Annotated in this window: 22 protein-coding genes; 8 read left to right on the top strand and 14 right to left on the bottom strand. The window is 64.3% G+C overall.

Annotation, left to right across the window (positions count from 1 at the left end; translation table 11 throughout):
• Positions 1-168: 168 nt before the first annotated feature.
• Positions 169-1,146, bottom strand: coding sequence for a magnesium transporter CorA family protein (locus tag ACKWRH_RS11215; RefSeq protein WP_166087661.1), 978 nt, complete (start codon positions 1,144-1,146; stop codon positions 169-171).
• A gap of 337 nt (positions 1,147-1,483) precedes the next feature.
• Between ACKWRH_RS11215 and ACKWRH_RS11210 the strand changes: the two genes are divergently transcribed.
• The gene (locus tag ACKWRH_RS11210; protein ID WP_028148213.1) at positions 1,484-2,170 is read left to right on the top strand and encodes a L,D-transpeptidase; all 687 of its coding nucleotides are present in this window, start codon (positions 1,484-1,486) and stop codon (positions 2,168-2,170) included.
• Positions 2,171-2,206: 36 nt separating this feature from the next.
• Here ACKWRH_RS11210 and ACKWRH_RS11205 read toward each other — a convergent pair whose 3' ends face one another.
• Positions 2,207-3,316 carry an extensin family protein gene (locus ACKWRH_RS11205; RefSeq protein ID WP_445220562.1) on the bottom strand — a complete coding sequence of 370 codons (1,110 nt, stop codon included), beginning with the start codon at positions 3,314-3,316 and terminating at the stop codon, positions 2,207-2,209.
• A gap of 64 nt (positions 3,317-3,380) precedes the next feature.
• Between ACKWRH_RS11205 and ACKWRH_RS11200 the strand changes: the two genes are divergently transcribed.
• Positions 3,381-5,009: a fatty-acid--CoA ligase gene (locus tag ACKWRH_RS11200; protein ID WP_445220561.1), complete on the top strand. Its 1,629-nt coding sequence runs from the start codon at positions 3,381-3,383 to the stop codon at positions 5,007-5,009.
• 261 nt (positions 5,010-5,270) lie between these two features.
• Complete coding sequence (locus ACKWRH_RS11195) at positions 5,271-6,125, top strand: DUF1499 domain-containing protein (protein WP_445220560.1); 855 nt, start codon at positions 5,271-5,273, stop codon at positions 6,123-6,125.
• Positions 6,126-6,198: 73 nt separating this feature from the next.
• Here the strand turns inward: ACKWRH_RS11195 and ACKWRH_RS11190 are convergent, their stop codons facing one another.
• The 4 genes from ACKWRH_RS11190 to ACKWRH_RS11175 all read right to left on the bottom strand — a co-directional run bounded on the left by ACKWRH_RS11190 (position 6,199) and on the right by ACKWRH_RS11175 (position 11,689).
• Positions 6,199-7,116 (bottom strand): MBL fold metallo-hydrolase, encoded by a 918-nt coding sequence (locus ACKWRH_RS11190; protein WP_445220559.1) that lies wholly within the window; start codon positions 7,114-7,116, stop codon positions 6,199-6,201.
• 171 nt (positions 7,117-7,287) lie between these two features.
• On the bottom strand, positions 7,288-8,502 hold the full coding sequence (locus ACKWRH_RS11185; protein WP_028148218.1) for an acyl-CoA dehydrogenase: 1,215 nt from the start codon (positions 8,500-8,502) through the stop codon (positions 7,288-7,290).
• 190 nt (positions 8,503-8,692) lie between these two features.
• A complete protein-coding gene (ribB, locus tag ACKWRH_RS11180; protein ID WP_014497236.1) occupies positions 8,693-9,769 on the bottom strand; it encodes a 3,4-dihydroxy-2-butanone-4-phosphate synthase in 1,077 nt (358 codons plus the stop codon).
• 189 nt (positions 9,770-9,958) lie between these two features.
• Positions 9,959-11,689 carry a cation:proton antiporter domain-containing protein gene (locus ACKWRH_RS11175; protein ID WP_445220558.1) on the bottom strand — a complete coding sequence of 577 codons (1,731 nt, stop codon included), beginning with the start codon at positions 11,687-11,689 and terminating at the stop codon, positions 9,959-9,961.
• A gap of 67 nt (positions 11,690-11,756) precedes the next feature.
• On the opposite strand from ACKWRH_RS11175, the gene ACKWRH_RS11170 reads away from it, so the two are divergent.
• Both ACKWRH_RS11170 and ACKWRH_RS11165 read left to right on the top strand, forming a co-directional pair.
• On the top strand, positions 11,757-12,284 hold the full coding sequence (locus ACKWRH_RS11170) for a DUF3124 domain-containing protein (protein ID WP_347343423.1): 528 nt from the start codon (positions 11,757-11,759) through the stop codon (positions 12,282-12,284).
• 54 nt (positions 12,285-12,338) lie between these two features.
• Positions 12,339-13,571, top strand: coding sequence for an aminotransferase-like domain-containing protein (locus ACKWRH_RS11165; protein WP_445220557.1), 1,233 nt, complete (start codon positions 12,339-12,341; stop codon positions 13,569-13,571).
• An 8-nt stretch (positions 13,572-13,579) separates the two neighbouring features.
• Here ACKWRH_RS11165 and ACKWRH_RS11160 read toward each other — a convergent pair whose 3' ends face one another.
• Positions 13,580-13,852, bottom strand: a complete 273-nt coding sequence (locus ACKWRH_RS11160) for a helix-turn-helix domain-containing protein (protein ID WP_014497240.1) — start codon at positions 13,850-13,852, stop codon at positions 13,580-13,582.
• Between the two features lie 156 nt (positions 13,853-14,008).
• Here ACKWRH_RS11160 and ACKWRH_RS11155 point away from each other — a divergent pair, with 156 nt between their 5' ends.
• Positions 14,009-14,461: a hypothetical protein gene (locus ACKWRH_RS11155; protein WP_445220556.1), complete on the top strand. Its 453-nt coding sequence runs from the start codon at positions 14,009-14,011 to the stop codon at positions 14,459-14,461.
• A 153-nt stretch (positions 14,462-14,614) separates the two neighbouring features.
• On the top strand, positions 14,615-14,836 hold the full coding sequence (locus tag ACKWRH_RS11150; RefSeq protein ID WP_445220555.1) for a hypothetical protein: 222 nt from the start codon (positions 14,615-14,617) through the stop codon (positions 14,834-14,836).
• 69 nt (positions 14,837-14,905) lie between these two features.
• Here the strand turns inward: ACKWRH_RS11150 and ACKWRH_RS11145 are convergent, their stop codons facing one another.
• The 5 genes from ACKWRH_RS11145 to ACKWRH_RS11125 all read right to left on the bottom strand — a co-directional run bounded on the left by ACKWRH_RS11145 (position 14,906) and on the right by ACKWRH_RS11125 (position 19,891).
• Positions 14,906-15,724 (bottom strand): aldo/keto reductase, encoded by an 819-nt coding sequence (locus ACKWRH_RS11145; RefSeq protein WP_445220554.1) that lies wholly within the window; start codon positions 15,722-15,724, stop codon positions 14,906-14,908.
• A 142-nt stretch (positions 15,725-15,866) separates the two neighbouring features.
• Positions 15,867-17,441, bottom strand: a complete 1,575-nt coding sequence (locus ACKWRH_RS11140) for an alkaline phosphatase D family protein (RefSeq protein ID WP_445220553.1) — start codon at positions 17,439-17,441, stop codon at positions 15,867-15,869.
• A gap of 118 nt (positions 17,442-17,559) precedes the next feature.
• A complete protein-coding gene (locus ACKWRH_RS11135) occupies positions 17,560-17,979 on the bottom strand; it encodes a hypothetical protein (protein ID WP_445220552.1) in 420 nt (139 codons plus the stop codon).
• A gap of 109 nt (positions 17,980-18,088) precedes the next feature.
• Positions 18,089-19,090, bottom strand: coding sequence for an NAD(P)H-dependent flavin oxidoreductase (locus ACKWRH_RS11130; protein WP_445220551.1), 1,002 nt, complete (start codon positions 19,088-19,090; stop codon positions 18,089-18,091).
• Positions 19,091-19,153: 63 nt separating this feature from the next.
• Positions 19,154-19,891, bottom strand: coding sequence for an SDR family oxidoreductase (locus ACKWRH_RS11125; protein WP_445220550.1), 738 nt, complete (start codon positions 19,889-19,891; stop codon positions 19,154-19,156).
• Between the two features lie 165 nt (positions 19,892-20,056).
• On the opposite strand from ACKWRH_RS11125, the gene ACKWRH_RS11120 reads away from it, so the two are divergent.
• A complete protein-coding gene (locus ACKWRH_RS11120) occupies positions 20,057-20,521 on the top strand; it encodes a winged helix-turn-helix transcriptional regulator (protein WP_445220549.1) in 465 nt (154 codons plus the stop codon).
• Between the two features lie 155 nt (positions 20,522-20,676).
• Here the strand turns inward: ACKWRH_RS11120 and ACKWRH_RS11115 are convergent, their stop codons facing one another.
• Positions 20,677-22,290, bottom strand: coding sequence for a DHA2 family efflux MFS transporter permease subunit (locus tag ACKWRH_RS11115; protein ID WP_445220548.1), 1,614 nt, complete (start codon positions 22,288-22,290; stop codon positions 20,677-20,679).
• Positions 22,287-23,435, bottom strand: a complete 1,149-nt coding sequence (locus ACKWRH_RS11110; RefSeq protein ID WP_445220547.1) for an HlyD family secretion protein — start codon at positions 23,433-23,435, stop codon at positions 22,287-22,289. Before ACKWRH_RS11110 ends, ACKWRH_RS11115 begins: the two co-directional genes overlap by 4 nt.
• Between the last annotated feature and the right edge of the window lie 88 nt (positions 23,436-23,523).

Here is a 23,523-nt window from a genome sequence, read left to right as displayed (position 1 = left end):
ACATGCTGCTTATCGCAGACAAGTTTCGCGCAAACGTTCAGCCCACTGCTCAAATTTTACCGGAGGAATTGGGGCGGCGGGCACACATCACCGCGTGGCCTCAATCCCGCTCTATTCTGCGACACCAACCACCGTGTCTCGTTGAACGGCGTAAGGTCTCGGTAGGTATTAAAGCCACTTCTTCCACTTGAAGAGCCAGTACGGGACGATCGCGGCGGCGAGCATCATCACCAGCGCCATCGGATAGCCGTGGACCCATTCGAGTTCCGGCATCGCCTTGAAATTCATGCCGTAGATCGAGGCGATCAGCGTCGGCGGCATCAGGACAACGGCCATGACCGAAAACAGCTTGATGATGTTGTTCTGCTCGAGATTGACGACGCCGAGCATGGCGTCGAGCACGAAGGTGATCTTGCTGGAGAGATAGGAGGCGTGGTCGGTCAGCGAGGCGACGTCGCGCTGCATGGTCTTGAGCTGCTCGCGCATGTCCTTCGACCATTTCACGCCCTCCACCACCGCAGAGAGGAAGGTGACGACGCGGCCGATCGACACCAGGCTTTCGCGAACCTTCGAGGTGAGATCGCCCTTGCGCCCGATCGAGATCAGGATTTGGGAATATTGCTTGGCGTGGCCGTGGCGCTCGCTCTCGGGCTCGAAGATGTCGTGCGAGACCTGGTCGATCTCGGCGCCGCAGCGCTCAAGGATGTCGGCGCAGCGGTCGATCACGGCGTCCAGCAGTTCCATCAGCACCATCTCGCCGGTGATCGCGGGCGCGCAGGACCGGGCCAGCTTGGCCTCGACCAGCGCAAACGGCTTGGGCTGGTCGTAGCGCACCGTCACCAGGCGATGGTCGCCGAGAATGAAGGTGACAGCCGTGGTCCGGGGCATGTCGGTGTCGGACTGGCACATCAGCGTCGCCGTCATGTAGCGCGCGCTGTTCTCGATGTAGAGGCGGCTGGAGATCTCGATCTCCTGCATGTCCTCCCGGGTCGGGATCGCAATGCCCGAGAGCCGCTCCACCGCCTTGTCCTCAGCCGCGGTCGGGTTGACCAGGTCGATCCACACGGCGTGCTCCGGAACCGCCGCGAGGTCCTCGACGACCGCTTTCTTGAGGGAGGAGTCGGAGGGAACGAACACAGAAAACATGCACAACTCCAGCAGGGGCCTGCGACAGACTGACAGCCCTTAGCGCGATTCTGACAAGTTCATGATGACAAGCACATTAACGGGGCGTTTGCATTTGTGGCGGCACCGTGGCCCAACCGTGGCACGGAATCGACAGTCGGGCGTCCTTTGCCCAAAAACCAGCGCAGGAGTGCAAAACTTGCGGCAAAAAAGCCACAGCTCGGCTCTTGCAGCGCGGGAAAAGGTCCGAAACGCTGGAATTGTGGCAGATTTCAACGATAATAGGGCCCAACGGAGTCGTGGTTTGGGCGTGCCTCAAGCCCCGGGAAAGCTTGTTGTTGTCGATTGGAACCAAATCATGTCGTCGCTGAAAGTTATGCTGGGTATTTTGGCCGCTGGCCTGATGCTGTCGGGCTGCATGCAGGCCACACATTTTGAAGCGACCGACACCAAGGCCTTCAAACCGAAGGACAAGGAACTCCTCGCCAAGGTCCGGTACGAAAACACCCCCGTCGCCGAGCCGTTCCGCCGCGCCATCGTCGATTACCACCGCAAGGAATCGCCGGGCTCGATCGTGGTCGATTCCGACAACCATTACCTCTACTGGGTGCTGGATGGCGGCAAGGCGATCCGCTACGGCATCACCGTCGGCGAAGAAGCCATGGCTTGGTCGGGCATTGCCAAGGTTGGCAGCATGACCGAGTGGCCGGCTTGGCATCCGACCCCGGGCGAGATTTCGCGACTGGGCGTGCCGACCTACGTTGCGCCGGGTCCGGACAATCCGATGGGCTCCCGCGCGATGTATCTCTACTCCGGCGGCAAGGACACGCTGTTCCGCATTCACGGCACCAACCAGCCGGAATATATCGGCGCCTCGATCTCGTCGGGCTGCATCCGCCTGACCAACGAGGATGCCATCGACCTCTACAACCGCGTCAAGGTTGGCACCATTGTCGTGGTGCTCGAGCCGAAGCACGGCGACTCGCCCTACAATTCACGCCTCGCGCTCGGCGGCAGCCAGACCGGCCAGGCGGGCAGCTACTGATCGCCTCCTGCTCTCGGACATTCAAAAGCGCCGGTTTTACCGGCGCTTTTTTGTTGCCGGCTTGTGTGGCTCGGCTTTGCTGCCATTGGCGGCCGACTTGCCCACAGGCGCAGGGGATTTCTGCGCCGCCTCGTCATCAGTTCCATCCTTAGCTCCCTCCTTGGCCTCAGGCCTGGCCGCGACCTCGCGCGGCGGCGCCTCCTCGGGCCGCTCCGCCGGCAGCAACGGGGCGACCTGCGGCAGGGGATCCCAGACGTTCCACTGACAAATCCGGTAGTCATTGCGCCGCTGCGCCAGGTCGAGATGGATGTGGTCCTCGTGATACCAGTCCGAGCCCGGACCGAGCACGGTGGAAAAGCGCGCGCAGACCGAATGCAGCACGCGCTCGCGCACGTCGCGCGGCATGCCGCGGTCGGTCAGGCCGATCGACTGCCCGTTGGCGAGCTTGATGGCGCGGACGTCGAGCGCGTTGGCCTTGCCGTGCTCGGACAGCATCGCGCCGGCGACGCGGTTGCGGCCTCGGCATTCGAAGCTGTCGAAATTGTCGAGGTCGCTGATGGTCGAGCCGAGGCTCGCCGCCACCGGCACCATGTCCTTGCGCACCCAATCGGCGATCGCGGAGGCCATGGTGCAGCGAAGGATCGCCGCCGGCTTGACCGCCACCTTGCGCCTGTCCGGCAGCACGATCGCCTCCAGCCGCACCAGATCCTCGCCGCCACAGGCGCCGGGGCCGCGAATATCGGGAATGGACGGCGCGACCGCGATCTCCTCGGTCAAGGCGAGCCGGCAGGCGGAGGGCTGCTTCTCGGGCGGCGGCGCGGCCTCGGCGGGCTTGTTGGCGCTCGGCTTGTCGGGAGAAGGTTTTCCTTCGGTCTCCGGGGGGGCTTCGTCCGTTGCCTTGGGGGCTTCTTCAGGGCGCGGTTTTGGTAGCGGTATCCTGGCGGGCATCTTGGTGGAATGAACCGTCGCGCGCGGCCGTGGTGTACCAAAGCCAAAGATATCGAGCGGCGCAGCATATTTTCGCGCCTCTGCCCTCTCGGCCAGCACAAGCGACAGCCCCAGCGCGGCGGTAACCATTGCCGCGCCCGCGGACATATAGCCGCGACAAGACCATTTGCGGCGAAAGTCCGGCAGGCTAAAACTCATGACAATTCTTTGGCCCAGCGCTGAGAGCTATAAAAAGTCCAGCCCACCTCGGAGGAATGTCTGAATGCTTGGTTTGATGCAAGATTGGCCCCTGCTCTGCCACCGGATCATCGAACACGCCGCCAAGATTCATGGCAAGCAGGAGGTCGTTACGCGATCGGTCGAGGGACCGATCCATCGCACCACCTACGGCGAAATCCACAAGCGGGCGCTCAAGGTCTCGCAGGTGCTGGAGCGAGACGGCATCAAGCTCGGCGACCGTGTCGCAACGATCGCCTGGAACACCTGGCGTCATCTCGAGGTCTGGTACGGCATCATGGGGATCGGCGCCATCTGCCATACCGTCAATCCCCGCCTTTTCCCCGAGCAGATCGCCTGGATCATCAACCATGCGCAGGACCGCATCGTGATGACCGACATCACCTTCGTTCCGGTCCTGGAAAAGATCGCCGACAAGCTGCCAAGCGTGGAACGCTACGTCGTGCTCACCGACAAGGCGCATTTGCCTGAGACCACGCTGAAGAACGTGGTCGCCTACGAGGACTGGATTGCGGAGGCCGACGGCAAGTTCAAATGGAAGGACTTTGACGAGAACACGGCAGCCGCGATGTGCTACACATCCGGCACCACGGGCGATCCGAAGGGTGTTCTGTATTCGCATCGCTCCAACGTGCTGCACGCGCTGATGGCGAACAATGTCGATGCGCTCGGCACCAGCGCGTCCGAGACAATGCTGCCGGTGGTGCCGCTGTTCCATGCCAATAGCTGGGGCATCGCCTTCTCGGCCCCCTCGCAAGGCACCAAGCTGGTCATGCCCGGCGCCAAGCTCGACGGCGCCTCCGTCTACGAGCTGCTCTCGACCGAGAAGGTGACGCACACGGCGGGCGTGCCCACGGTGTGGCTGATGCTGCTGCAGCACATGACCGCCAACAGTCTGAAGCTGCCGGACCTGAAGATGGTGATCTGCGGCGGCTCGGCGATGCCGCGCTCGATGATCAAGGCCTTCCTCGACATGGGCTCGAACGTGCGCCACGCCTGGGGCATGACCGAGATGAGCCCGATCGGCAGCGTCGCGGCGCTGAAGCCGCCGTTCCAGAATGCGACCGGTGAGGCGCGGCTCGACGTGCTGCAGATGCAGGGCTATGCGCCCTTCGCGGTGGAGATGAAGATCACCGACGATGCCGGCAAGGAGCTGCCCTGGGACGGCAAGACCTTCGGCCGTCTCAAGGTCTCCGGCCCCGCCGTTGCCAGCGCCTATTACCGCGTCGACAGCAACATCCTCGACGAGGAAGGCTTCTTCGACACCGGCGACGTCGCGACCATCGACGAAGCCGGCTACATGCGGATCACCGATCGCTCCAAGGACGTGATCAAGTCCGGCGGCGAGTGGATCTCCTCGATCGACCTCGAAAACCTCGCGGTCGGCCATCCCGCCGTGGCGGAGGCTGCCGTCATCGGCATCTATCATCCCAAATGGGACGAGCGGCCGCTGCTGATCGTGCAGCTCAAGCAGGGCCAGCAGGCCAGCCGCGAGGACATCCTGAAGTTCATGGACGGCAAGATCGCCAAATGGTGGATGCCCGACGACGTCGCCTTCGTCGACGGCATTCCGCACACCGCGACCGGCAAGATCCTGAAGACCGCACTGCGCGACCAGTTCAAGGATTACCGCTTCCCGAACGCGGCGGCGTAGGCGTGCTGCACCCTCCCCTGGAGCGGGAGGGTCGGCTCGCAGCGCGTCAGCGATGTGAGCGGGGTGGGGTGACAGTCTCTCCCCAAAAGCGGTGCCCGTGTGGAGAGACCACCCCACCCCGCTCGCGCGCCGCGCGATCGACCCTCCCCCTCCAGGGGAGGGTGAACGACCCTTGAATTTGCCCCCGGGCCGTGGTCTCAACGGCCCATCGTCGCGCCAAATCGGCCGACATCGCCCAAAACCCCGGCAGAGCTTCACCCGATGGCCCGCAGGTTTTCCGCTCCCTATCAGTCGGAGCCCGTGTCCAGCCTCGCGAGCTGGGCGCGTAATCTGGCCGTGTTCGCCGTGGTGGCGGTGGTGGTCTCGATCATCATCGTCCGCTTCGACTTCCTGGAGATGAAGCCGGCGCTGATGACGTTCTTCGGCGGGCTCGCGATCGCCGGCCTCTCGATCCTGTTCGGACTCGCGGGCTTTGCCGCGATCTGGCAGAACGGCTCGCGCGGCATGGGGCGGATTCTGCTCGCCTTCCTCATCAACGGCGCGATCCTCGCTTATCCCGCTTATCTGGCTCTGCAATACCGCAAGCTGCCGCCGATCTACGACATCACCACCAACCCGATCGACCCGCCGCGCTTCGACGCGCTGGCGCATCTGCGCACCGGCGATGGCACCAACACCGCGGTCTATGCCGGCCTCTATTCGGCCGAGCAGCAGCGCCAGTTCTATCCCGACATCGAGCCGATCGAGCTGGAGATCCCGGTCGATCGGGCCTATGCGATCGCGCGGCGGCTCGTCATCAAGCGCAAATGGCTCGTCATCGACGAGCGCGAGCCGCAGCCGCCGCGCCGTATCGGCCGCATCGAGGCGGTGGCACGGACGCCGATCATGGGGTTCCGCGAGGACATCTCGATCCGGGTCGTGCCCGACGGGGACGATTCCCGCGTCGATATCCGCTCGGCGTCGCGCTATTTCGACAGTGATCTCGGCAGCAACGCCGCGCGCGTCAAAAAATTCATCGACGATCTCGACACCGCCGCCGATGCCGACGCGCTGAAACCGGTGAAGAAGACGCCGGTCGCGCCGCCGAAGGCACCCGCAAAGACGGTGAAGAAATGAGTAGGCGAATGGGGAGTGGCGAATAGCGAGTGGAAGACCGCCTATTCGCTACTCCCCATTCGCCATTCGCCCTCTAAGCCATCCGATACGTCCCGCCGATCACGGGATCGCCATCCGTCGTGACCACGCCACGCGCGACCAGATCTTCCAGATGCGCCAGGACGGAATAGCCGGCGGCCGTCGTCAGCCTGGGATCGATGCCGATATAGATCGCGCGCACCATGGTCGGGATATCGGCCTCGCCCTTGGCCAAGCGGTGCAGGATCGAGGCTTCGCGCGCCTTGCGGTGGCGGATCAGGAAGCGCACGAAGCGCTGGCCGTCCGGGATCTCCGGGCCGTGGCCGGAGAAATACAGATCCTCCTCGCGCGCGGCGAGGCGGTCGAGCGACTCCATGTAGTCGATCATCGAGCCGTCGGGCGGCGCCACGATCGAGGTCGACCAGCCCATCACGTGATCACCGACGAAGTTGAATTTCCGTTCGGGCCAGGCGAAGGCGAGATGATTGGCGGTGTGGCCGGGCGTCGCCACGGCCTCCAGACGCCAGCCGGCACCCTCGATGACATCGCCATGGGCGATCCTGATATCGGGCGCGAAATCGCGGTCGGCGCCGGACTCCGGATTGTGCTTCTCGCTCTCGAAGCGCGGTCGCGAGGCACGGTGCGGGCCCTCGGCATAGACAGGCGCGCCGGTCGCCTGCTTGATCCGCGCGGTGTTCGGCGAATGGTCGCGATGGGTGTGGGTGACGAAGATATGGCTCACCGTCTCGCCGCGCACGGCATCGAGCAGCGCCGCCGCATGCGCCTCGTCGTCCGGGCCGGGATCGATGATCGCGACGTTGCCTTGGCCCACGACGTAGCTGACCGTGCCGGTGAAGGTGAACGGGCTCGGATTGTTACAGAGCACGCGCCGCACGCCGGGACGGACTTCCTCGACGACACCGGCCCTGAGCGGAAAGTTGCGGTTGAACGGGATGTCGTCGTTGTCGGACATGGGACTTCCTGTGCACTGCAGCCCCAACCCTCGCCGTCATACCCCGCGAAAGCGGGGTATCCAGTACGCCGCGGCGCCTGAGGCGAAGGCGAGGTCTCTGGGATACTGGATCGCCCGCCTTCGCGGGCGATGACAGCGGAGCAAACTAGCCGCGGCCGAAGAACGTTGCGACTAGAAAAAGGCCTGAATGCCCGTGATCGCACGTCCCAGGATCAGGGCGTGGACGTCGTGAGTCCCCTCGTAGGTGTTGACGGTCTCGAGGTTATGGACGTGGCGCATCACGTGGTACTCGGCCGAGATGCCGTTGCCGCCGTGCATGTCGCGCGCGACGCGGGCGATATCGAGGGCCTTGCCGCAATTGTTGCGCTTCATGATCGAGATCATCTCGGGGGCAAACTTGCCTTCGTCCATCAGACGGCCGACGCGAAGCGACCCCTGGAGGCCCAGCGCGATCTCGGTTTCCATGTCCGCCAGCTTCTTCTGCACGAGCTGGGTCGCGGCGAGCGGCTTGCCGAACTGCTTGCGGTCGAGCGTGTACTGGCGGGCGCGGTGCATGCAGTCCTCGGCGGCGCCGAGCGCGCCCCAGGAGATGCCGTAGCGGGCACGGTTGAGGCAGCCGAACGGGCCCTTGAGGCCGGACACGTTGGGCAGCAGCGCGTCCTCGGGAACCACGACGCCGTCCATCACGACCTCACCGGTGATCGAGGCACGCAGCGACAGCTTGCCGCCGATCTTCGGCGCGGAGAGGCCCTTCATGCCCTTTTCCAGCACAAAGCCGCGGATCTGGTTGTCGTGCTCGGCCGACTTGGCCCAGACCACGAACACGTCGGCGATCGGCGCGTTCGAGATCCACATCTTGCTGCCGGTCAGGCGATAGCCATCCGAGACCTTCTCGGCACGGGTCTTCATGCCGGCCGGATCGGAGCCGGCGTCGGGCTCGGTGAGACCGAAGCAGCCGACCCATTCGCCGCTGGCGAGCTTCGGCAGATACTTCTTGCGCTGGTTCTCGTCGCCATAGGCGTAGATCGGGTACATCACCAGCGAGGACTGCACCGAGTTCATCGAGCGATAGCCGGAATCGACCCGCTCGATCTCGCGCGCGACGAGGCCGTAGGCGACGTAGCTCGCATTGGCACAGCCATATTCCTCAGGCAGCGTAATGCCGATCAGGCCGAGCTCGCCCATCTCGTTGAAGATCTCGCGGTCGGTCTTCTCCTCGAGATAGGCCTTGGTGACGCGCGGCAGCAGCTTGTCCTGGGCATAGGCGCGCGCGGTGTCGCGCACCATGCGCTCGTCTTCGGTGAGCTGCTCGTCGAGCAGGAACGGATCGTCCCATTGGAAAGAAGCCGCAGCCGGCTTGTCCTTGGTCTGAGGGCGCACGCTCATGAAACGTCCTTTCGTCTGGTTCCGTCAAAATTTGCCCGACAAAGTAAAGCGCCGCGGCAACAAGTGCAATTGCATCCTGGTTTCGGTCATTCCGGGGCGATGCGAAGCATCGAACCCGGAATCTCTTTATCCAACACTTCGAGATTCCGGGTCTGGCGCCTTCAGCGCCATCCCGGAATGACACTACGTGTCAGCTTTCAAGCTGCTCGTTGGCGACGATCTCGATGCCGAAGCCTGACAGGCCCTTGTAGTCGTGCACCGATGAGGTGAGGTGGCGGATCGAGGTGACGCCGAGGTCGCGCAGGATCTGCGCGCCGACACCGACCTCGCGCCACTGGCGGTTGCGGTCCGCCTCGGTCGCGCTCTCATCGGGCAGCGGGGCAACGGGGACACCGGCGGCGCCGTCGCGCAGGTAAACCAAGACGCCACGGCCGGACTTCTTGAAGTGCTCGAGCACCGCCGCCATGCGCTTGTGGCCGGTGAAGATGTCCTTGACGATGTTGGGCTTGTGGAAGCGCGTCAGCACGTTCTTGCCGTCGCCGACACCGTTATAGACGAACGCGACGTGGGCGATGGAATCGAACGGCGAGCGGTAGGCATAGCCCTGAAGCGGCCCGATCGGGCTGTCAGTGACGAAGGTCGAGACCCGCTCGATCAGCTTCTCGCGCACCTGGCGGTAGGCGATCATGTCGGCGATGGTGACGTGCTTGAGCTTGTGTTGGGCCGCGAAGCGGGCGACCTGCTCGCCCTTCATCACGCTGCCGTCGTCGTTCATCAATTCGCTGATGACGCCGACCGGCGGCAGGCCGGAGAGCTTGCACAGATCGACCGCGGCCTCGGTATGGCCGGAGCGCAAGAGCACGCCGCCGTCCTTGGCAATCAGCGGGAAGATGTGGCCGGGACGGGCAAAATCGTTGGCGCCGACATTGGGATTGGACAGCGCGCGGCAGCACGAGGCGCGCTCTTCGGCCGAGATGCCGGTGCCGCCGTCGGGCTTGTAGTCGATCGAGACCGTGAATGCGGTGGTGTGCGCGGAATCGTTGTGGGCCACCATCGGATCGAGCCGGAGGCGGCGCGCGTCCTCGGTGGTCACGGGCGCGCAGACGATGCCGGAGGTATGGCGGATGATGAACGCCATCTTCTCGGCGGTGCAGAGCGAGGCGGCGACGATCAGATCGCCCTCGCCCTCGCGGTCCTCGTCGTCGGTGACGACCACGAGCTCACCCCGGGCAAAGGCCTGCAAGACTTCCTGAACGTTATCGGGCATTTCCCAATCTCTATCGGTTATGGCCGGGAGGCTTAGCCGGACGCCTTAGCCGGACTTGGCCCCAAGCGCTAGTGTCCTGGACGCAACCGCATATGCCTGATGGCGGGCCGGCCCGCGGGTCTGAGGCTTGCACCGAAGATACCAGGGATATAGGCGCACACGGTCCGGACGGAAAGCGCCGCGCCGCCTTCAGGGCAGCACTTCGCGCCGCTCGCCGAGCCGGACATCGAGTTCGGCCCGCTTGTCGGGCAGTAGCCCGGCCTGGGCGGCTTCGATCACGGTAAACAGCTCATGAGCGTCGCTGAGCCGGGTCACGGTGACGTAGCTGGCGCCCGCCGCGTAGAGCTCGCCCACATCCGACAAAAGATCGGCCGTGGCCACGATCATGGCGGTCGGGTTGAGGGTGCGGACGTGACGGACCAGCTTCTCGTTGCTGGCGCCCTTGAGAAGGGCGTCCGGCACGCTGAGGATGATCATCTCGGACTTGCCGACGCCGGCATGGAGCAGCGTGTCGGCGCTGCTGATGTCGCCATAGATCACGTGCAGGCCGCGCGACAGCAGCGTCTTGTACACATTGGGATTGAAGTCGATCACGGTGATCTGCTCGAGCAGCACCGGCGCCTGCCGTTCGATCTCGGCCAGCAGCGCGCTCGCCGCACGGAAAAAGCCGAGGATGACGATGCGGCGGGCCTCGCCATGGCCGCCCTCCTGCCCCTCCTCGGCATGGCCGTTGCCATGGTCGAGGTCACGCAGGCCGATCCGCTTCAGGGGGCCGATCGCCCAGCGGGTGATCTCGTCGCTGCGGGTCATCACGAAGGTCGAGAGCACCGCCAGCACCACGAAGGCGAAGGAGGCCGCATTCGCCGTTTCGGCCGCGATGTGATGGTCGGCAACGCCGGTCTGGATCACCACCAGCGAGAACTCGGAGATCTGCGCGAGGTTAAGGGCCGGCAACAGGCTGGCCCGCAAGCCCTGCTTCATCAGGTAGAGCGGGGCGAAGGTGGTGACGAGGCGGCTCACCACCGTGAACGCCGCGATCATCAAGGCAAGCCCGATCACGGAGAGGCCCGGCACGGGAATGGTCATGCCGAGCGCGACAAAGAACAGCGTGATGAAGAAGTCGCGGAGCGTGGTGACCTTGGCGGTGACGTCGAGGGCGTAAGGGAAGGTCGACAGCGAAACGCCGGCGATCAGCGCACCCATCTCGCGCGAGAGCGATAGCCGCTCCGCGGTCTCGGCGACGAGGAAGCACCAGGCGAGCGCGCCAAGCAGGATCAGCTCGGGGCGGCGGGCAATCTGATGGAACAGGCGCGGCAGCACGTAGCGGCTGACCAGCAGCGCGGCGGCGACCAGCACCGCGACACGGCCGATCGACAGCAGGATGACGCTGACCTCGAGATTGGCGAGACTCGGCTGCACCGCCAGGAACAGGATGGCGAAGATGTCCTGGAGCACCAGCACGCCTAGCGTGATGCGGCCGGGCAGCGTGTCGAGCTCGCGCTTCTCGTAGAGCACCTTGACGATGATCACGGTGCTCGACAGCGCGCAGGCGACGCAGAGGTAGACCGCATCGAAATGCCCACCGCCGAGCGACAAGCCGATGCCGACGAAGAACAGCACCCCGAGCAGGCAACCGCCGATGAGCTGGCCGCCCGCCGCGAACAGGATCACCTTTCCCGCCCGCACGATCTTCTTCAGGTCGATCTCGAGCCCGATCATGAACAGCATGAAGATCAGGCCGAGCTCGGAGATGACGCTGATCGATTCCTGCGATTTGACCCAGCCGGCACCGAATGGACCTATGCAGAAGCCGGCGATAAGGTAGGCCAGGATCAGCGGCTGTCGGGAGAAATGGGCGAGCAGGCCCAGCATCCAGGCAAACAGAATACAGAGAGTGATGTCGCGAATGAGTTCGTGCATACCAAATTGGTCCGTTTTGCCGCACCCTAGAGGCAGGTTGCGGCGCGGCAAGCGAGCAATTCGTCACATGCGAGCAGGGGTTTTTGCAGCAATGCTGCTATGCCCCTTCGCCTCTGCCGTGCCCGCAGCCGCGCAATCCAAGGTCAATATCGAACAAAACTTTGCCGATTCGCTCACCACACTGCCGAAGGAGGAACTCGCTGTCTCCGGCGGGTTCTATGTGCCCGCCTATTCCAGCGTCGCGATGAGCCAAGGCAAACTACGTGTCGACTTCTCGGTGACGCTGAGCGTTCACAACGCCTCCGAGACCCAGCCGCTGGTGGTCAAACGCATCGCCTATTTCGACACCGCAGGCAAGCAGGTCGAGACCTACCTGAAGGGTCAGGTGGCGCTGAAGCCTCTGGCCACCGTCTCGATCTTCATTCCGACCGACGACGTGCGCGGCGGGACCGGGGCCAATTTCCTTGTCGACTGGGCTGCAACAGGCGAGATCGCCGAGCCCGTGGTCGAGGCCTTGATGGTTGGCGGCGTAGCCAATGCGCATTACGCTTTCATCAGCCAGGGCCGTCCGACGAGGACGGCCGGCAAGAAGTAAGGCACGCCGGCGCAAGGCCGGCCGCTCAACAAGAACAAAACGAGGAACGCCCCCATGACGTCCAGCTTCGATTTCGCGCCCCTGTTTCCCGCAGGGCTGCCGGCCCCTTCCGCGCGCTGGACGGGCCTCGCCAAGTACAGTTTTGTCGGCGGCAACAACGACTCCGAGCAGTTGCCGCTCGATGGCCTCATCGAGGCGACCAATTCCGCCTTGCAAAAGGAAGGCCGCTCGCTTGCCACTTACGGGCTGGCGCACGGGCCGCAGGGCTACCTGCCCTTGCGCGAATTCCTGGTGACAAAACTGAAGCGCGACGCCGGCATCAACTGCACGGTCGACGATCTCCTGATCGTCTCCGGCTCGCTGCAGGCGCTCGACCTTGTCAACGCGACGCTGCTGACGCGCGGCGATACCGTGATCTTCGAGCAGGACAGCTATCAGGGCTCGTTGACCCGCCTGGCGCGGCTTGGGGTCAACGTCGTCGGCATCCCCCTCGACAAGGACGGCATGCGTATGGACGCGCTGGCCTCGACGCTGGCCGATTTGAAGAGCCGCGGCATCCGGCCGAAATACATCTACACCATCCCGACCGTGCAGAACCCGACCGGCAGCATCATGCCGGAGAGCCGCCGCGCTGAACTGGTACGGCTCGCGGCCGAATATGGCGTGCCCATCTTCGAGGACGATTGCTACGCCGATCTCGTCTGGTCGGGACAGCGGCCACCGGCGATCCACGCGATGAGCCCGAACGGCGGCGTGATCCATATCGGCTCGTTCTCGAAATCGATCGCGCCGGCGCTGCGCGTCGGCTTCATCGTCGCGCCCTGGGATGTGATGTCGCGGATGCTGGCGCTGAAGACGGACGCCGGCTCCGGCGCGCTGGAGCAGATGGTGCTGGCCGCCTATTGCAAGCCGCATTTCTCGACCCACGTGCCCGCGTTGACGAAGGCGCTGCGCACCAAGCTCGATACCCTGATGGAGGCGCTGAACGAGCAGTTCGGGACGGCGGCCGAGTTCGAGGAGCCCAAGGGCGGCATCTTCCTGTGGGTGAAGCTGCCCGACCAGGTCGATACGCTAAAACTCTATCAGGCCGCGCTCGCCGCCGGCGTGTCGATCAATCCGGGACCGGAATGGTCGACCAACAAGCCCCATTCCAGCTCGCGCCTCAGGCTCTGCTTTGCGAGCCCATCGCATCAGCAGATCCGTGAGGGCGTCGCCGTGCTCGCCGAGGTCTGCCGCAAGGAGTTCGGCGTGCCGGCCCGCAGCGCCAACGTGGAGAAGCGGGCCTAAGGCTCGCTTCAAGCCACCTGGGGCTGGCTGCCGTGGATGGCGGAGGCCAGCCGCAGCAGCAGCACGATCGAGACGTTGCCCTTGCCGGCCTCGATCTGGGCGATGTAGCGCTCGGAAATCCCGGAGCGGCGGGCAAGCTCCCGGCGCGACAGCTCGCACCGCGCGCGCGAGGACCTCAAGCGCTCGCCCAGCTCGGCCAGGAACGCGGTCTCGGAATAAGGCGGCACCGCACAGCTCCCCGGCAGTACCTCGCCCGCGAAATCCACGACTTGATTCAGCATCGCTCTCACCAACTTCGCCTTCGGGAGCGCCATCCTACCCTTGATACGACCGGCCTCATTGACGCGGATCAAATTCGTGCGTGATTGCCAGCTCGCGTGGACGATCGCGCGCAGGATGCTACACTTGGACTTGTTCGAGGCGGGGTTTTTCAGGACATGACGCGTTGTCTAGGCTGCTGGATCGCGGCGGCGATGCTGTGGATTGCGTTCGCGCCCACGGCCGGCGCCGAGACGCTTGCGGCAACGGTCGAACAATGGGGCCTGCTCGGCTCATGGGCGGTCGATTGCGCGGCCCGGCCCGACCGCGACAAGGGCTCGCTGTTGACTTACGAGATCAGGAACGACGGCCGGGTGATGTACCGGCGTGATTTCGGCGAGGCCAGGGACGAGAGCGAAGTGGTGTCCGCCACGGTCGACGCCGAGGGCCTGCTCAATGTGATGGTTTACTTCCCCTCGCTGCATCAGGCGCGTGAATTTGGGTTGCTGCTGGCGAAGGATGGCAGCCTGCGTGCGATCTACAATCGCAGCGAGCGCGGTGTGTACACGATCAAGGACGGCAAATACGTCGCGACCGGCGCGCCGACACCAGTGCAGCAACGCTGCGATTAACCATCACGTTTGAGCGTGATCTCTCGCAAAATCGCTTCGCGCTTTTCCCGATCATGCTCTGTCTGAACATCCATTCAGAATTCTCTTCCAGTTTCTCCGGAACGTTCGCACACATGCGCCGTTCTCATGTGCATTGAATTGGAGGAGGACATCATGAAGAAGCTTGGTTATGTGGTTGCTGCTCTCGGCGCGCTCGCGATCGTTGCGCCGACGATGGCGAATGCCGAAACGGTGGTGATCAGGAACGGCCATCATCATGGCTACGGCGCCCGCGCCGAAATGCGCGAGCATCGCGACCACGGCTGGCATCGCGGCTGGCACCATCGCGACCGGGTCGTCGTGGTCAAGCGCGGTCACCGCCACCATTGGGATTGATGCGTAACACATCATGGAAATGGCCCCTCGCGGGGCCATTTCTTTGCGCGTTCGAAACGTTCGGCGAGACTAATCCCACATCGGCGCAAAGCCTGGATTGACGCAACGCCTGTCCTTGGGCAACGCCGCGATCTTGTTGCGGTCGGCATCGTCGAGAGTGATCTTCAGCGCATCGAGATTGGCCTGCTGGCTCTCGCGGCGCGAGGCCTTCGGGATCGCAGCGACACCGTTCTGGTCGAGCAGCCATTTCAGCGCGACCTGCGCGGCGGTCGCATTGTGCTTGGCGCCGATCTCGGCCAGCGCCGGATCTGACGCGATGCGTCCTTGCGCGAGCGGGCAATAGGCGACCAGCGGGATCGACCTGGCGTTGAGATAGGCCAGCACCTTCGATTGATCGAGCATGGCGTGATATTCGATCTGGTTGCAGGCGATCGGCGCCTTGATGTCCTCGACCACGATCTTGAGCAGCGCCGTGGTGAAATTGGCAACGCCGATCGCCCGCGTACGCCCCTCCTCCTTCAGCTTCATCAGCGTCTCGAACACCGCGCCCCAGTTCGCGGAAGTCGACGGCCAGTGCACGAGGTAGAGATCGACGTGGTCGAGCCGGAGCTTGGTCAGGCTGGCGTCGAAGGCGCGGCGGATCGCATCGGGGCTGAGATTCTCGTGCCAGACCTTGGTCGTGACGTGCAGCTCGCCGCGTGGCAGCCGGGCCGCAGCGAGCGCCGCACCGATCGGTTCTTCATTGGCGTACATCTCGGCGGTGTCGATGTGGCGATAGCCGATCGACAGCGCGCTCTCGACCGCCGCGCGGCAGGCATCGCCCTGCATGCGGAAGGTGCCAAGGCCGAGCTTGGGCATGCTGATGCCCTGTGTCTTCAGATGATCCATGGGTCAACTCCTGACGTATTTCAGCCGCCGAACACGCGGTGGGGCCGCGAGGGTGGACTCTTCGGTGATGGAAAAGAGGTGGCGGGAATGAACAGTATAGCGCCGCAAACGCGGGGCGGCCAATCAAGATCGGGTTAGCGGCCTACGAATGCTGCGCCACCACGGCCGGGCGCGCCTGCGGCTGCGGCACGATGTCGACCGACCAGAGGTCGCGGTTGTCGACGTCTTTCAAGGTCACCGTCATCACGCCGCTTGCACCGTCGATATCGACCCTGCCGAAGAACTGCAGGCCGAAGCACGGCGCGAGGTTCTCCCCCTGCGCCTCGCTGCAGCCGTTCTGGTACATCGCGACCGGGCCAAACGTGTTGTCGAGCTCGCCCGGACCCCAGGTGCCGGCATGCAGGGGTCCTGAGACGAATTCCCAGAACGGCTCAAAATCCTGGAATTGCGCCTTGTTCGGATCGTAATAGTGCGCGGCGGTGTAGTGCATGTCGGCGGTGAGCCAGACGATGTTGCGCACGCTGGCGCGCTTGATCGAGGCCAACAGATCAGCGATTTCGTGCTCACGCCGATCGGGCGCGCCATTGCCGAGCGCGACGGCATCGAGACTGACGAGGCCGATCGGCAGGTCGGCCGCGATCACCTTCCAGGTCGCACGCGACGCGGCGAGCTCCCGCTTCAGCCATGCGAGCTGCTCGGCACCGAGAATCCAGCCGCGATGGTCCTCGCCCTTGTTCCAGCTGTCGTCACGGTAGCTGCGCATGTCGATCATGAAGACGTCGAGCAGCGGACCGTAGGCGAGCTTGCGATAGACCCGGCCCTGTCGTGCGCCGATGTCGCGGATCGGCATGAAATCGAAGAAGGCGCGACGAGCGCGCGAGACCAGGCGCGGGGTGCCGTCGTCTTCATAGCCGGCGTCGTCGTAGCTGCCGGTCGGCGACCAGTCGTTGGTGACCTCGTGGTCGTCCCACTGCGCGAACATCGGCACCTCCGCGTGGAAGGCGCGAAAATGCGCGTCGAGATGGTTGTATTTGTAGTTGCCGCGGAACTGCGCCAGCGTGTGCGCCACCTCGGCTTTCTCCTCAGTCACCAGATTACGCCAGGTCTCGCCGTTCGGGAGCTTCTGTTCGGAAGGGATCGTGCAGTCGGCGTAGATGTGGTCGCCGGAGTGGATGAAGAAATCCGGGCGGTTGTCGAGCATGGTGCGATAGCTGCGATAGCCGCCGCGCGAGATGTCGATGCCCCAGCCCTGCCCCGCGACGTCGCCCGACCATACGAACGAGATAGATTGCCCTGCGGCCGGCGCGGTGCGGAAATGGCCGACGCGGCTTTCGCCGGCAATGCCGGTGGCGATGTCGTCGAAGCGCACGCGATAGAAGATATCCTGCCCGGGCGGCAGATCGTTCAGCAGCAGTTTTGCAGTGAAGTCGGCATTGGGCAGCGCGTCGCGCGAAGCTGACGCTCTGATCGTCTTGAAACTCTCGACGGTCGCGCATTCCACCTGCATCCGCGCGGGCCGGTCGGCGCGCGCCCAGATCACGGCGGAGCCGTCCGAGACATCGCCGGACTGAATGCCGCCCGCGATTTGCGGGCGATCGGCGGCGCGGCTGATGGATGGCTTTGCGAGTGTGCCGAGCGCGGCAACGGCGAGGCTTGAAGTCGAGCGGACCAGGAACTGCCGCCGGGTCCATGCGCGAGAAGCGCGGAGCGTTGCCATTCAGGAAACCTTCGTCGAATCGCGACGGAAGGTGCCTGCGCCGTTTGACTCCTATCCTGACGGTTTCTTGACTCCACGCCTACGGTTTTGCGACGCGGGGATGACGCGACAGACCCGGCTAGCGCTTCCAGTTGCAAATGCCGCCGGTGCGGCACGGCCAGGTCTGGATGCGGGTGTCCATCGCCTGCGCGTCCAGCGGATTGCCGCGACCATGCGCAAGCTTGGTGCGCGCTGCGCCGCGTGGCTGGGCGCTCTTGGCATGAACAGCCTTCGGCTCGGCCACGTGCACGCGCTCGGCCGCAACTTTCTTCGGCACGTCCATCGGCTCAGCGCGCGCCTGCGCCTCGTTGCCACCCTTCGCCTCCAACGCGACCGGGGCGAACTGCGTCTCGGGCCCGAGCCGCTTCGGCGACAGCACCGCCTTGGAGAGATCGAGACCGAGATATTCGTCAGGCTTGTAGTCGTCAGCGCGTGCGATGCCGCCCCATGCGAGCACGAGGGCAATGGCAACTGCAAAAGGAACGCTCTTCAGGACCACGGACGCCTCCTGAAATTGCTCATTTCAAGGGTAATTTACCTCTATTTAGGAGGCGTCACGCGCAATTCCAGCGGCCAAGTGCCGCCGTGGTTAAGGAAGTTTGGTGGTGTCAGGCGACCTTTCGCGCCGCACCCGTCCCGTCCAGGAACCCCATCAGGCGGCTGCGGATGATCTGTTCCGCCTCATCCATGATGCGATCGACGAGTTCCTTGCACGAGGGGATGTCGTGGATCAGCCCTGCGACCATGCCGCAGCTCCAAGCGCCCGCGTCCATCTGGCCGTCCAGCATGATCTTCGGATAGACGCCCGCGACCTGATCGTGGATATCGTCGATGCTCAGCTTGGCGCCCTTCTCGCGCTCGATCTCGAGCAGACGATCGACATTGGCGTTCTTCAGCACGCGCTCGGTGTTGCGCAGAGCGCGCATGATCAGGCGGGTGTCGAGCTCGGTGGCCGCAACAAGCGCGTTCTTCACGTTCTGATGCACCGGTGCTTCCCTGGTGGCGATGAAGCGCGTGCCCATGTTCATGCCCGACGCACCCAGCGACAGCGCCGCGACGAGGCTGCGCCCGTCGGCCATGCCGCCGGAGGCCACGAACGGGATCTTCAATTCCTCCGCCGCACGCGGCAGCAGGATCATGTTGGGAATGTCGTCCTCGCCGGGGTGGCCGCCGCACTCAAAGCCGTCGACGCTGACGGCGTCGCAGCCGATGCGCTCGGCCTTCAGGGAGTGGCGCACGGACGTGCACTTGTGGATCACCTTGATGCCGGCGGCCTTCAGCGCAGGCATGTATTGTTCGGGGCTGCGCCCTGCCGTCTCCACCGCCTTGATGCCGCCTTCGACGATGGCCGCGATGTATTCCGGATAAGGCGGCGCCGAGAAGGTCGGCAGGAAGGTGAGGTTCACGCCGAACGGCTTGTCCGTCATGTCGCGGCAGCGCGCGATTTCTTTCGCGAGCAATTCCGGCGTCTTCTGCGTGAGGCCCGTGATGATGCCGAGCCCGCCGGCATTGGAGACGGCAGCGGCGAGTTCGGCAAAGCCGACGAAATGCATGCCGCCCTGGATGATCGGGTGCTCGATGCCGAACAGTTCGGTGATCGCGGTCTTCACTCAAATACCTCCCGGAAATTTTGCTTAAGTTGGGTTCAGTCTAGCCGGACTTTTACGCCGCGGTCACCATTTCTCGCCGAACGGGCGGATCTCCATCTCGAAGGTCCAGGCGCTCTTCGGCTGCTGATAGAGCTGCCAATAGGCATCCGCGACAGACGACGGCGGCATCAGAAGATCGGGATCATCAAGCGCATTCGCCCCGAGCGCTTCGAGCCGGCGCTGCCGTACCCACTCGGTGTCGACGCCGGAATCGATGATGAGATGGGCGACGTGGATGTTCTTCGGCCCGAGCTCGCGCGCCATCGCCTGCGCCACCGCGCGCAGTCCGAATTTTGCGCTGGCAAAGGCGGCGAAGCCGCTGCCGCCACGCAAGCTTGCCGTCGCGCCGGTGAAGAAGATGTTGCCGCCACCGCGCGGCAGCATCAGCCGCGCCGCTTCCCGGCCGGCGAGGAAACCGGAATAGCAGGCCATCTCCCACACTTTCCGGAACACGCGCTCGGTGGTGTCGAGGATCGGGAAATTGACGTTGGCACCGACGTTGAAGATGCAGACCTCGAGCGGCGCGTGCTGGTCGGCGTCATTGAGGAAGGAGGTCACCTCCTCCTCTTTGCGTGCATCGAGCGAGCGCGCGTGAATCTCGCCGCCGGCAGCCTCGATGTCCTTCACCAGCGGCGCCAGCTTGTCGCCGTTGCGGCGGCCGGCAAAGACCGTGAAACCTTCCGCGGCAAATTTCTTGGCGATCTCGGAGCCGATGAAATCGCCGGCCCCGATCACGGCGGCTGTCGCGTTTCGCTTGGGCAAGGTCACCTCCTCCGGTGAGAACGGCATGTGATTGGGTCGAAGGCTATAGTTCTAAAATAGAACTGTCAAACTGCAGGGGTGAATGATACTCTTCATTGAAAATAGCACTGATCATTCAAGTCAGTTCCTTTTTCTGACTTACTGCCCTTTGCCGGAGATCGCGACATGAAGTGGGACACGCTGGACGAAGAGCCCTGCTCGCTCTCCCGCACCGTCGCCGTGGTCGGTGACCGCTGGACGCTGCTGATCCTGCGCGAATGTTTTCTACGCGTGCGCCGGTTCGAGGCGTTTCAGTCCTCGCTCCAGATCACGCGGCACCTGCTCTCGGAGCGTCTGAAGAAGCTGGTGCGGTTCGGCATCCTGCGCCGCGTCCCCTATTCCGAGGCGCCAAAGCGCTACGAATACATCCTCACGCAGAAGGGCCTCGACCTCTACCCGATCATCATGGCGATGGTGCATTGGGGCGACACCCACATGGGTGACGAGCGCGGCCGCCCGCTGCTGCACCAGCACAAGACTTGCGGCAAGGAGTTCGACCCCGTGATGGTCTGCTCGGAATGCGGTGAGCCGCTGCATGCGAAACAGGTGCATGTGCATGCGGGGCCGGGGCGGCCAAAGATGATTGCATAAGCAGTCCCGAACACAGCTGTCATGCCCCGGCTTGACCGGGGCATCTAGAACGCCGCAGCTTCTCCGTATCTCTCAGGCGCCTCTGGGATACTGGATCGCCCGCCCCAGTGCGCAAGCGCGCACAAGGCGGGCGATGACACCGAGTGTGCTGCACCTCAATGCCCCCGCGCCGGCGCGCTGAGATCGATCGGGCGGAGCACGGCGGCCGTGGGGATCATCAGCAGGGCGATAATCGCCAGCGTCCAGAACACGTCGATATAGGCGAGGAAATCGACCTGCTGCTGCAGGGTCCTCCCGACCCATGCGACCGCCTGTGACGCGGCATCGCTCGCATTTGAACCCTGCGCATGAAAATAGCGCGTCATGGCGTCGATGGTCTGCTGATAGCCGAGGTCGGATGGCGCGGCGTGCTCGACCAGGCGGCTCTGATGGAATTGCTGACGCTGCGCCAGAATCGTCTGCGCCAGCGCAACGCCCATGGAGCCGCCGATGTTGCGGGCGACGTTGATCAGCGCGGATGCCTGGTTGGTCTTGTCAGGCGGCACGCCGTCGTAGGACGCGGTCGTCACCGGCAGGAACAGGAACGGCAGGCCCAGCGCGAGGAAGATGCGCGACAGCGCGGCGTAGCCGTAGGTGATGTCGCCGGTGAGCCCCGTCAGATGCCACATCGAGAACGCGACGATGGCGGCCCCTAGCATGATGAGGTATTTCGGCTGCACCGTGCTGACGAGGCGACCAACCACCGGCATCAGCACCAGGGTCGCGACGCCGCCGGGCGACAATGCGAGGCCGGCCAGCAGCGCCGTGTAGTTCAGCTCGGTCTGGAGCAGTTGCGGCAAAAGCTGAGTGGTGGAGATCAGCACCGCGCCGGTGCCGAGCATGACCAGGAAGCAGGCGGCGAACTGCCGCCGGCCGAGCAGGCGGAGGTCGACGATGGGATCCTCGCGCGTCAGCTCCCACGGGATCAGCGCGAGCAACGAGACGGCTGCGACCACTGCGAAGAAGACGATCACGTTCGAGCCGAACCAGTCGCTGCGCTGGCCTTCGTCGAGCACATATTCGAGCGAGCCAAGCCCGATCGCGACGAGTGCGAAGCCGACATAATCGACGCGCAGGCCCTTGCTCAGCAGCTTATCCCGCTCCGTCTCCGCGCCGGACGGCTCCTTGACCAGCGTGCCGACCAGGAACAGCGAGAGCATTCCCATCGGCACGTTGATCAGGAACACCCAGTGCCAGCTGTAGGTATCGGTGATCCAGCCACCCAGCGTGGGGCCGATCACCGGCGCGACCACAACCGCGACGCCGTAGATCGCGAAGGCCTGGCCGCGTTTGTGAGGCGGAAAGGAGTCGGCGAGGATCGCCTGCTCGCTGGTCGCCATCCCGCCGCCACCGAGGCCCTGAAGGATGCGGAACAGCACCAGCGCCTCCAGATTCCAGGCGAAGCCGCACAGCAGCGACGCGACCGAAAACGTCGCCACGCATATCATGTAAAAGCGCTTGCGGCCGATCACGGTCGACAGCCAGCCGGATATCGACAGCACGATGGCATTGGCGACGAGATAGCTGGTGATGACGTAGGTGCTCTCGTCGATGCCGACGGCGAGCCCGCCGGCGATGTGACGCAACGCGACATTGGCGATGGTGGTGTCGAGCACCTCCATGAAGGTCGCGATCGAGACCACGAAGGCGATGAGATAAGGATTGTGTCCGCCGGCAGCCGAGCGCTCCGGCGACCAACCACCTGCGTCACCTTGCGCTGCGTCCGTCATCGCACCCTGGTCCAGGGCACGACCGACATGCCGGGACCGACCGGCAGATCGGCCGGCCAGTTGTCGACCACGATCTTCACCGGCACGCGTTGCACCACCTTGACGTAATTGCCGGTGGCATTCTCCGCCGGCAGCAGGCTGAACGCGGTGCCCGATCCCGGCTGCACGGAATCGACGTGTCCCGTCAGCTTGCGCCCGGGATAGGCATCGATGCGGATCTCGACCGGCTGCCCCGGACGCATGTCGTTGAGCTGCGTCTCCTTGTAGTTGGCGACAATCCAGACTTCGTCGGGCACGAACATCATCAGGCTCTGCCCCGCCGTCACGAACGTGCCTTTGGCGCCGCTGAGCTTGGCAATCCGGCCGGATTGCGCGGCGACGACGCTGGTATATTGCAAATTCAGCTTGGCCTGGTCGAGCTGCGCCTGCGACTGCTTGAGCTGCGCCTTGGCGCCTTCAAGCTGCGCTTGCAGTGTCTTGATGCCGACTTGCGCGGCCGTCACCGCGGTCTTGGCGCGCTCGGTGTTGGCCTGCTGCGCCTGAAGATCGGAGCGGGTCTGCTGCTGGCGCTGCACGGTGCCGGCGCCCTTCTCGACCAGATCCTGGGCGCGCGCGAATTCTTCCTGAGCGAACCGGAGCTGGGCCTGGGCCTGTTCGAGCTGCGCCTGGGCTTGCTTGATCTGCTCCTGCTGGGAGTCGATTTGCGCCTCGACATTCGCGATGTTGGCCGCCGAGACGGCAACCTGCGCCGTCGCCTGATCGACGGCGATGCGATAGTCGCGCTGGTCGATCCTGGCGATGAGATCGCCCGCGTTGACATGCTGGTTGTCGGTGACGGGGATATCGGTCACGTAGCCGCCGACCTTCGAGGCCACGGAGAAGCTGCGTGCGGCAATGAATGCGTCGTCTGTCGATTCATAGTGACGCACCTCCCGCCAATAGAGCAGACCGCCGACGAGAGCCGCGATCAGCACGATGGCACCGACGGTGGCGAGCAGCCAATGCTCCCGAAGCCGTTCGCGCAGCGTTGGCGTGTTCGCCGGCCGCTGGTCCTTGCTAGTCTGATCAGGGAATGTTTTCGGAGCGTCCTCCACCGTCTGCGGCTGTTCCGCGGACGGGCCACGCTCCCGGGTTTGAGCATCCACGGCGAACGCCTTTCTCGGGATTAGCCGGCGGCAGGGCGGCTAAGGCCAGCTCGCGCACCGCGAGCCTAACCGCAGCGTGGAGGCATGG

It is taken from the genome of Bradyrhizobium sp. Pa8, assembly GCF_052588265.1.
Note: the sequence above shows the minus strand (reverse complement) of the source record. Positions and strands in the feature narration are given on the sequence as shown.

What these genes read in the sequence shown, in the direction of transcription:
- ACKWRH_RS11145 (WP_445220554.1), bottom strand. Translation starts at nt 15,724, where the DNA reads ATGGATCATCTGAAGACACAGGGCATCAGCATGCCCAAGCTCGGCCTT.
- ACKWRH_RS11175 (WP_445220558.1), bottom strand. Translation starts at nt 11,689, where the DNA reads ATGCACGAACTCATTCGCGACATCACTCTCTGTATTCTGTTTGCCTGG.
- ACKWRH_RS11210 (WP_028148213.1), top strand. Translation starts at nt 1,484, where the DNA reads ATGTCGTCGCTGAAAGTTATGCTGGGTATTTTGGCCGCTGGCCTGATG.
- ACKWRH_RS11185 (WP_028148218.1), bottom strand. Translation starts at nt 8,502, where the DNA reads ATGAGCGTGCGCCCTCAGACCAAGGACAAGCCGGCTGCGGCTTCTTTC.
- ACKWRH_RS11160 (WP_014497240.1), bottom strand. Translation starts at nt 13,852, where the DNA reads ATGCTGAATCAAGTCGTGGATTTCGCGGGCGAGGTACTGCCGGGGAGC.
- ACKWRH_RS11190 (WP_445220559.1), bottom strand. Translation starts at nt 7,116, where the DNA reads ATGTCCGACAACGACGACATCCCGTTCAACCGCAACTTTCCGCTCAGG.
- ACKWRH_RS11120 (WP_445220549.1), top strand. Translation starts at nt 20,057, where the DNA reads ATGAAGTGGGACACGCTGGACGAAGAGCCCTGCTCGCTCTCCCGCACC.
- ACKWRH_RS11155 (WP_445220556.1), top strand. Translation starts at nt 14,009, where the DNA reads ATGACGCGTTGTCTAGGCTGCTGGATCGCGGCGGCGATGCTGTGGATT.
- ACKWRH_RS11215 (WP_166087661.1), bottom strand. Translation starts at nt 1,146, where the DNA reads ATGTTTTCTGTGTTCGTTCCCTCCGACTCCTCCCTCAAGAAAGCGGTC.
- ACKWRH_RS11200 (WP_445220561.1), top strand. Translation starts at nt 3,381, where the DNA reads ATGCTTGGTTTGATGCAAGATTGGCCCCTGCTCTGCCACCGGATCATC.
- ribB (WP_014497236.1), bottom strand. Translation starts at nt 9,769, where the DNA reads ATGCCCGATAACGTTCAGGAAGTCTTGCAGGCCTTTGCCCGGGGTGAG.
- ACKWRH_RS11115 (WP_445220548.1), bottom strand. Translation starts at nt 22,290, where the DNA reads ATGACGGACGCAGCGCAAGGTGACGCAGGTGGTTGGTCGCCGGAGCGC.
- ACKWRH_RS11150 (WP_445220555.1), top strand. Translation starts at nt 14,615, where the DNA reads ATGAAGAAGCTTGGTTATGTGGTTGCTGCTCTCGGCGCGCTCGCGATC.
- ACKWRH_RS11140 (WP_445220553.1), bottom strand. Translation starts at nt 17,441, where the DNA reads ATGGCAACGCTCCGCGCTTCTCGCGCATGGACCCGGCGGCAGTTCCTG.
- ACKWRH_RS11165 (WP_445220557.1), top strand. Translation starts at nt 12,339, where the DNA reads ATGACGTCCAGCTTCGATTTCGCGCCCCTGTTTCCCGCAGGGCTGCCG.
- ACKWRH_RS11195 (WP_445220560.1), top strand. Translation starts at nt 5,271, where the DNA reads ATGGCCCGCAGGTTTTCCGCTCCCTATCAGTCGGAGCCCGTGTCCAGC.
- ACKWRH_RS11205 (WP_445220562.1), bottom strand. Translation starts at nt 3,316, where the DNA reads ATGAGTTTTAGCCTGCCGGACTTTCGCCGCAAATGGTCTTGTCGCGGC.
- ACKWRH_RS11170 (WP_347343423.1), top strand. Translation starts at nt 11,757, where the DNA reads ATGCGAGCAGGGGTTTTTGCAGCAATGCTGCTATGCCCCTTCGCCTCT.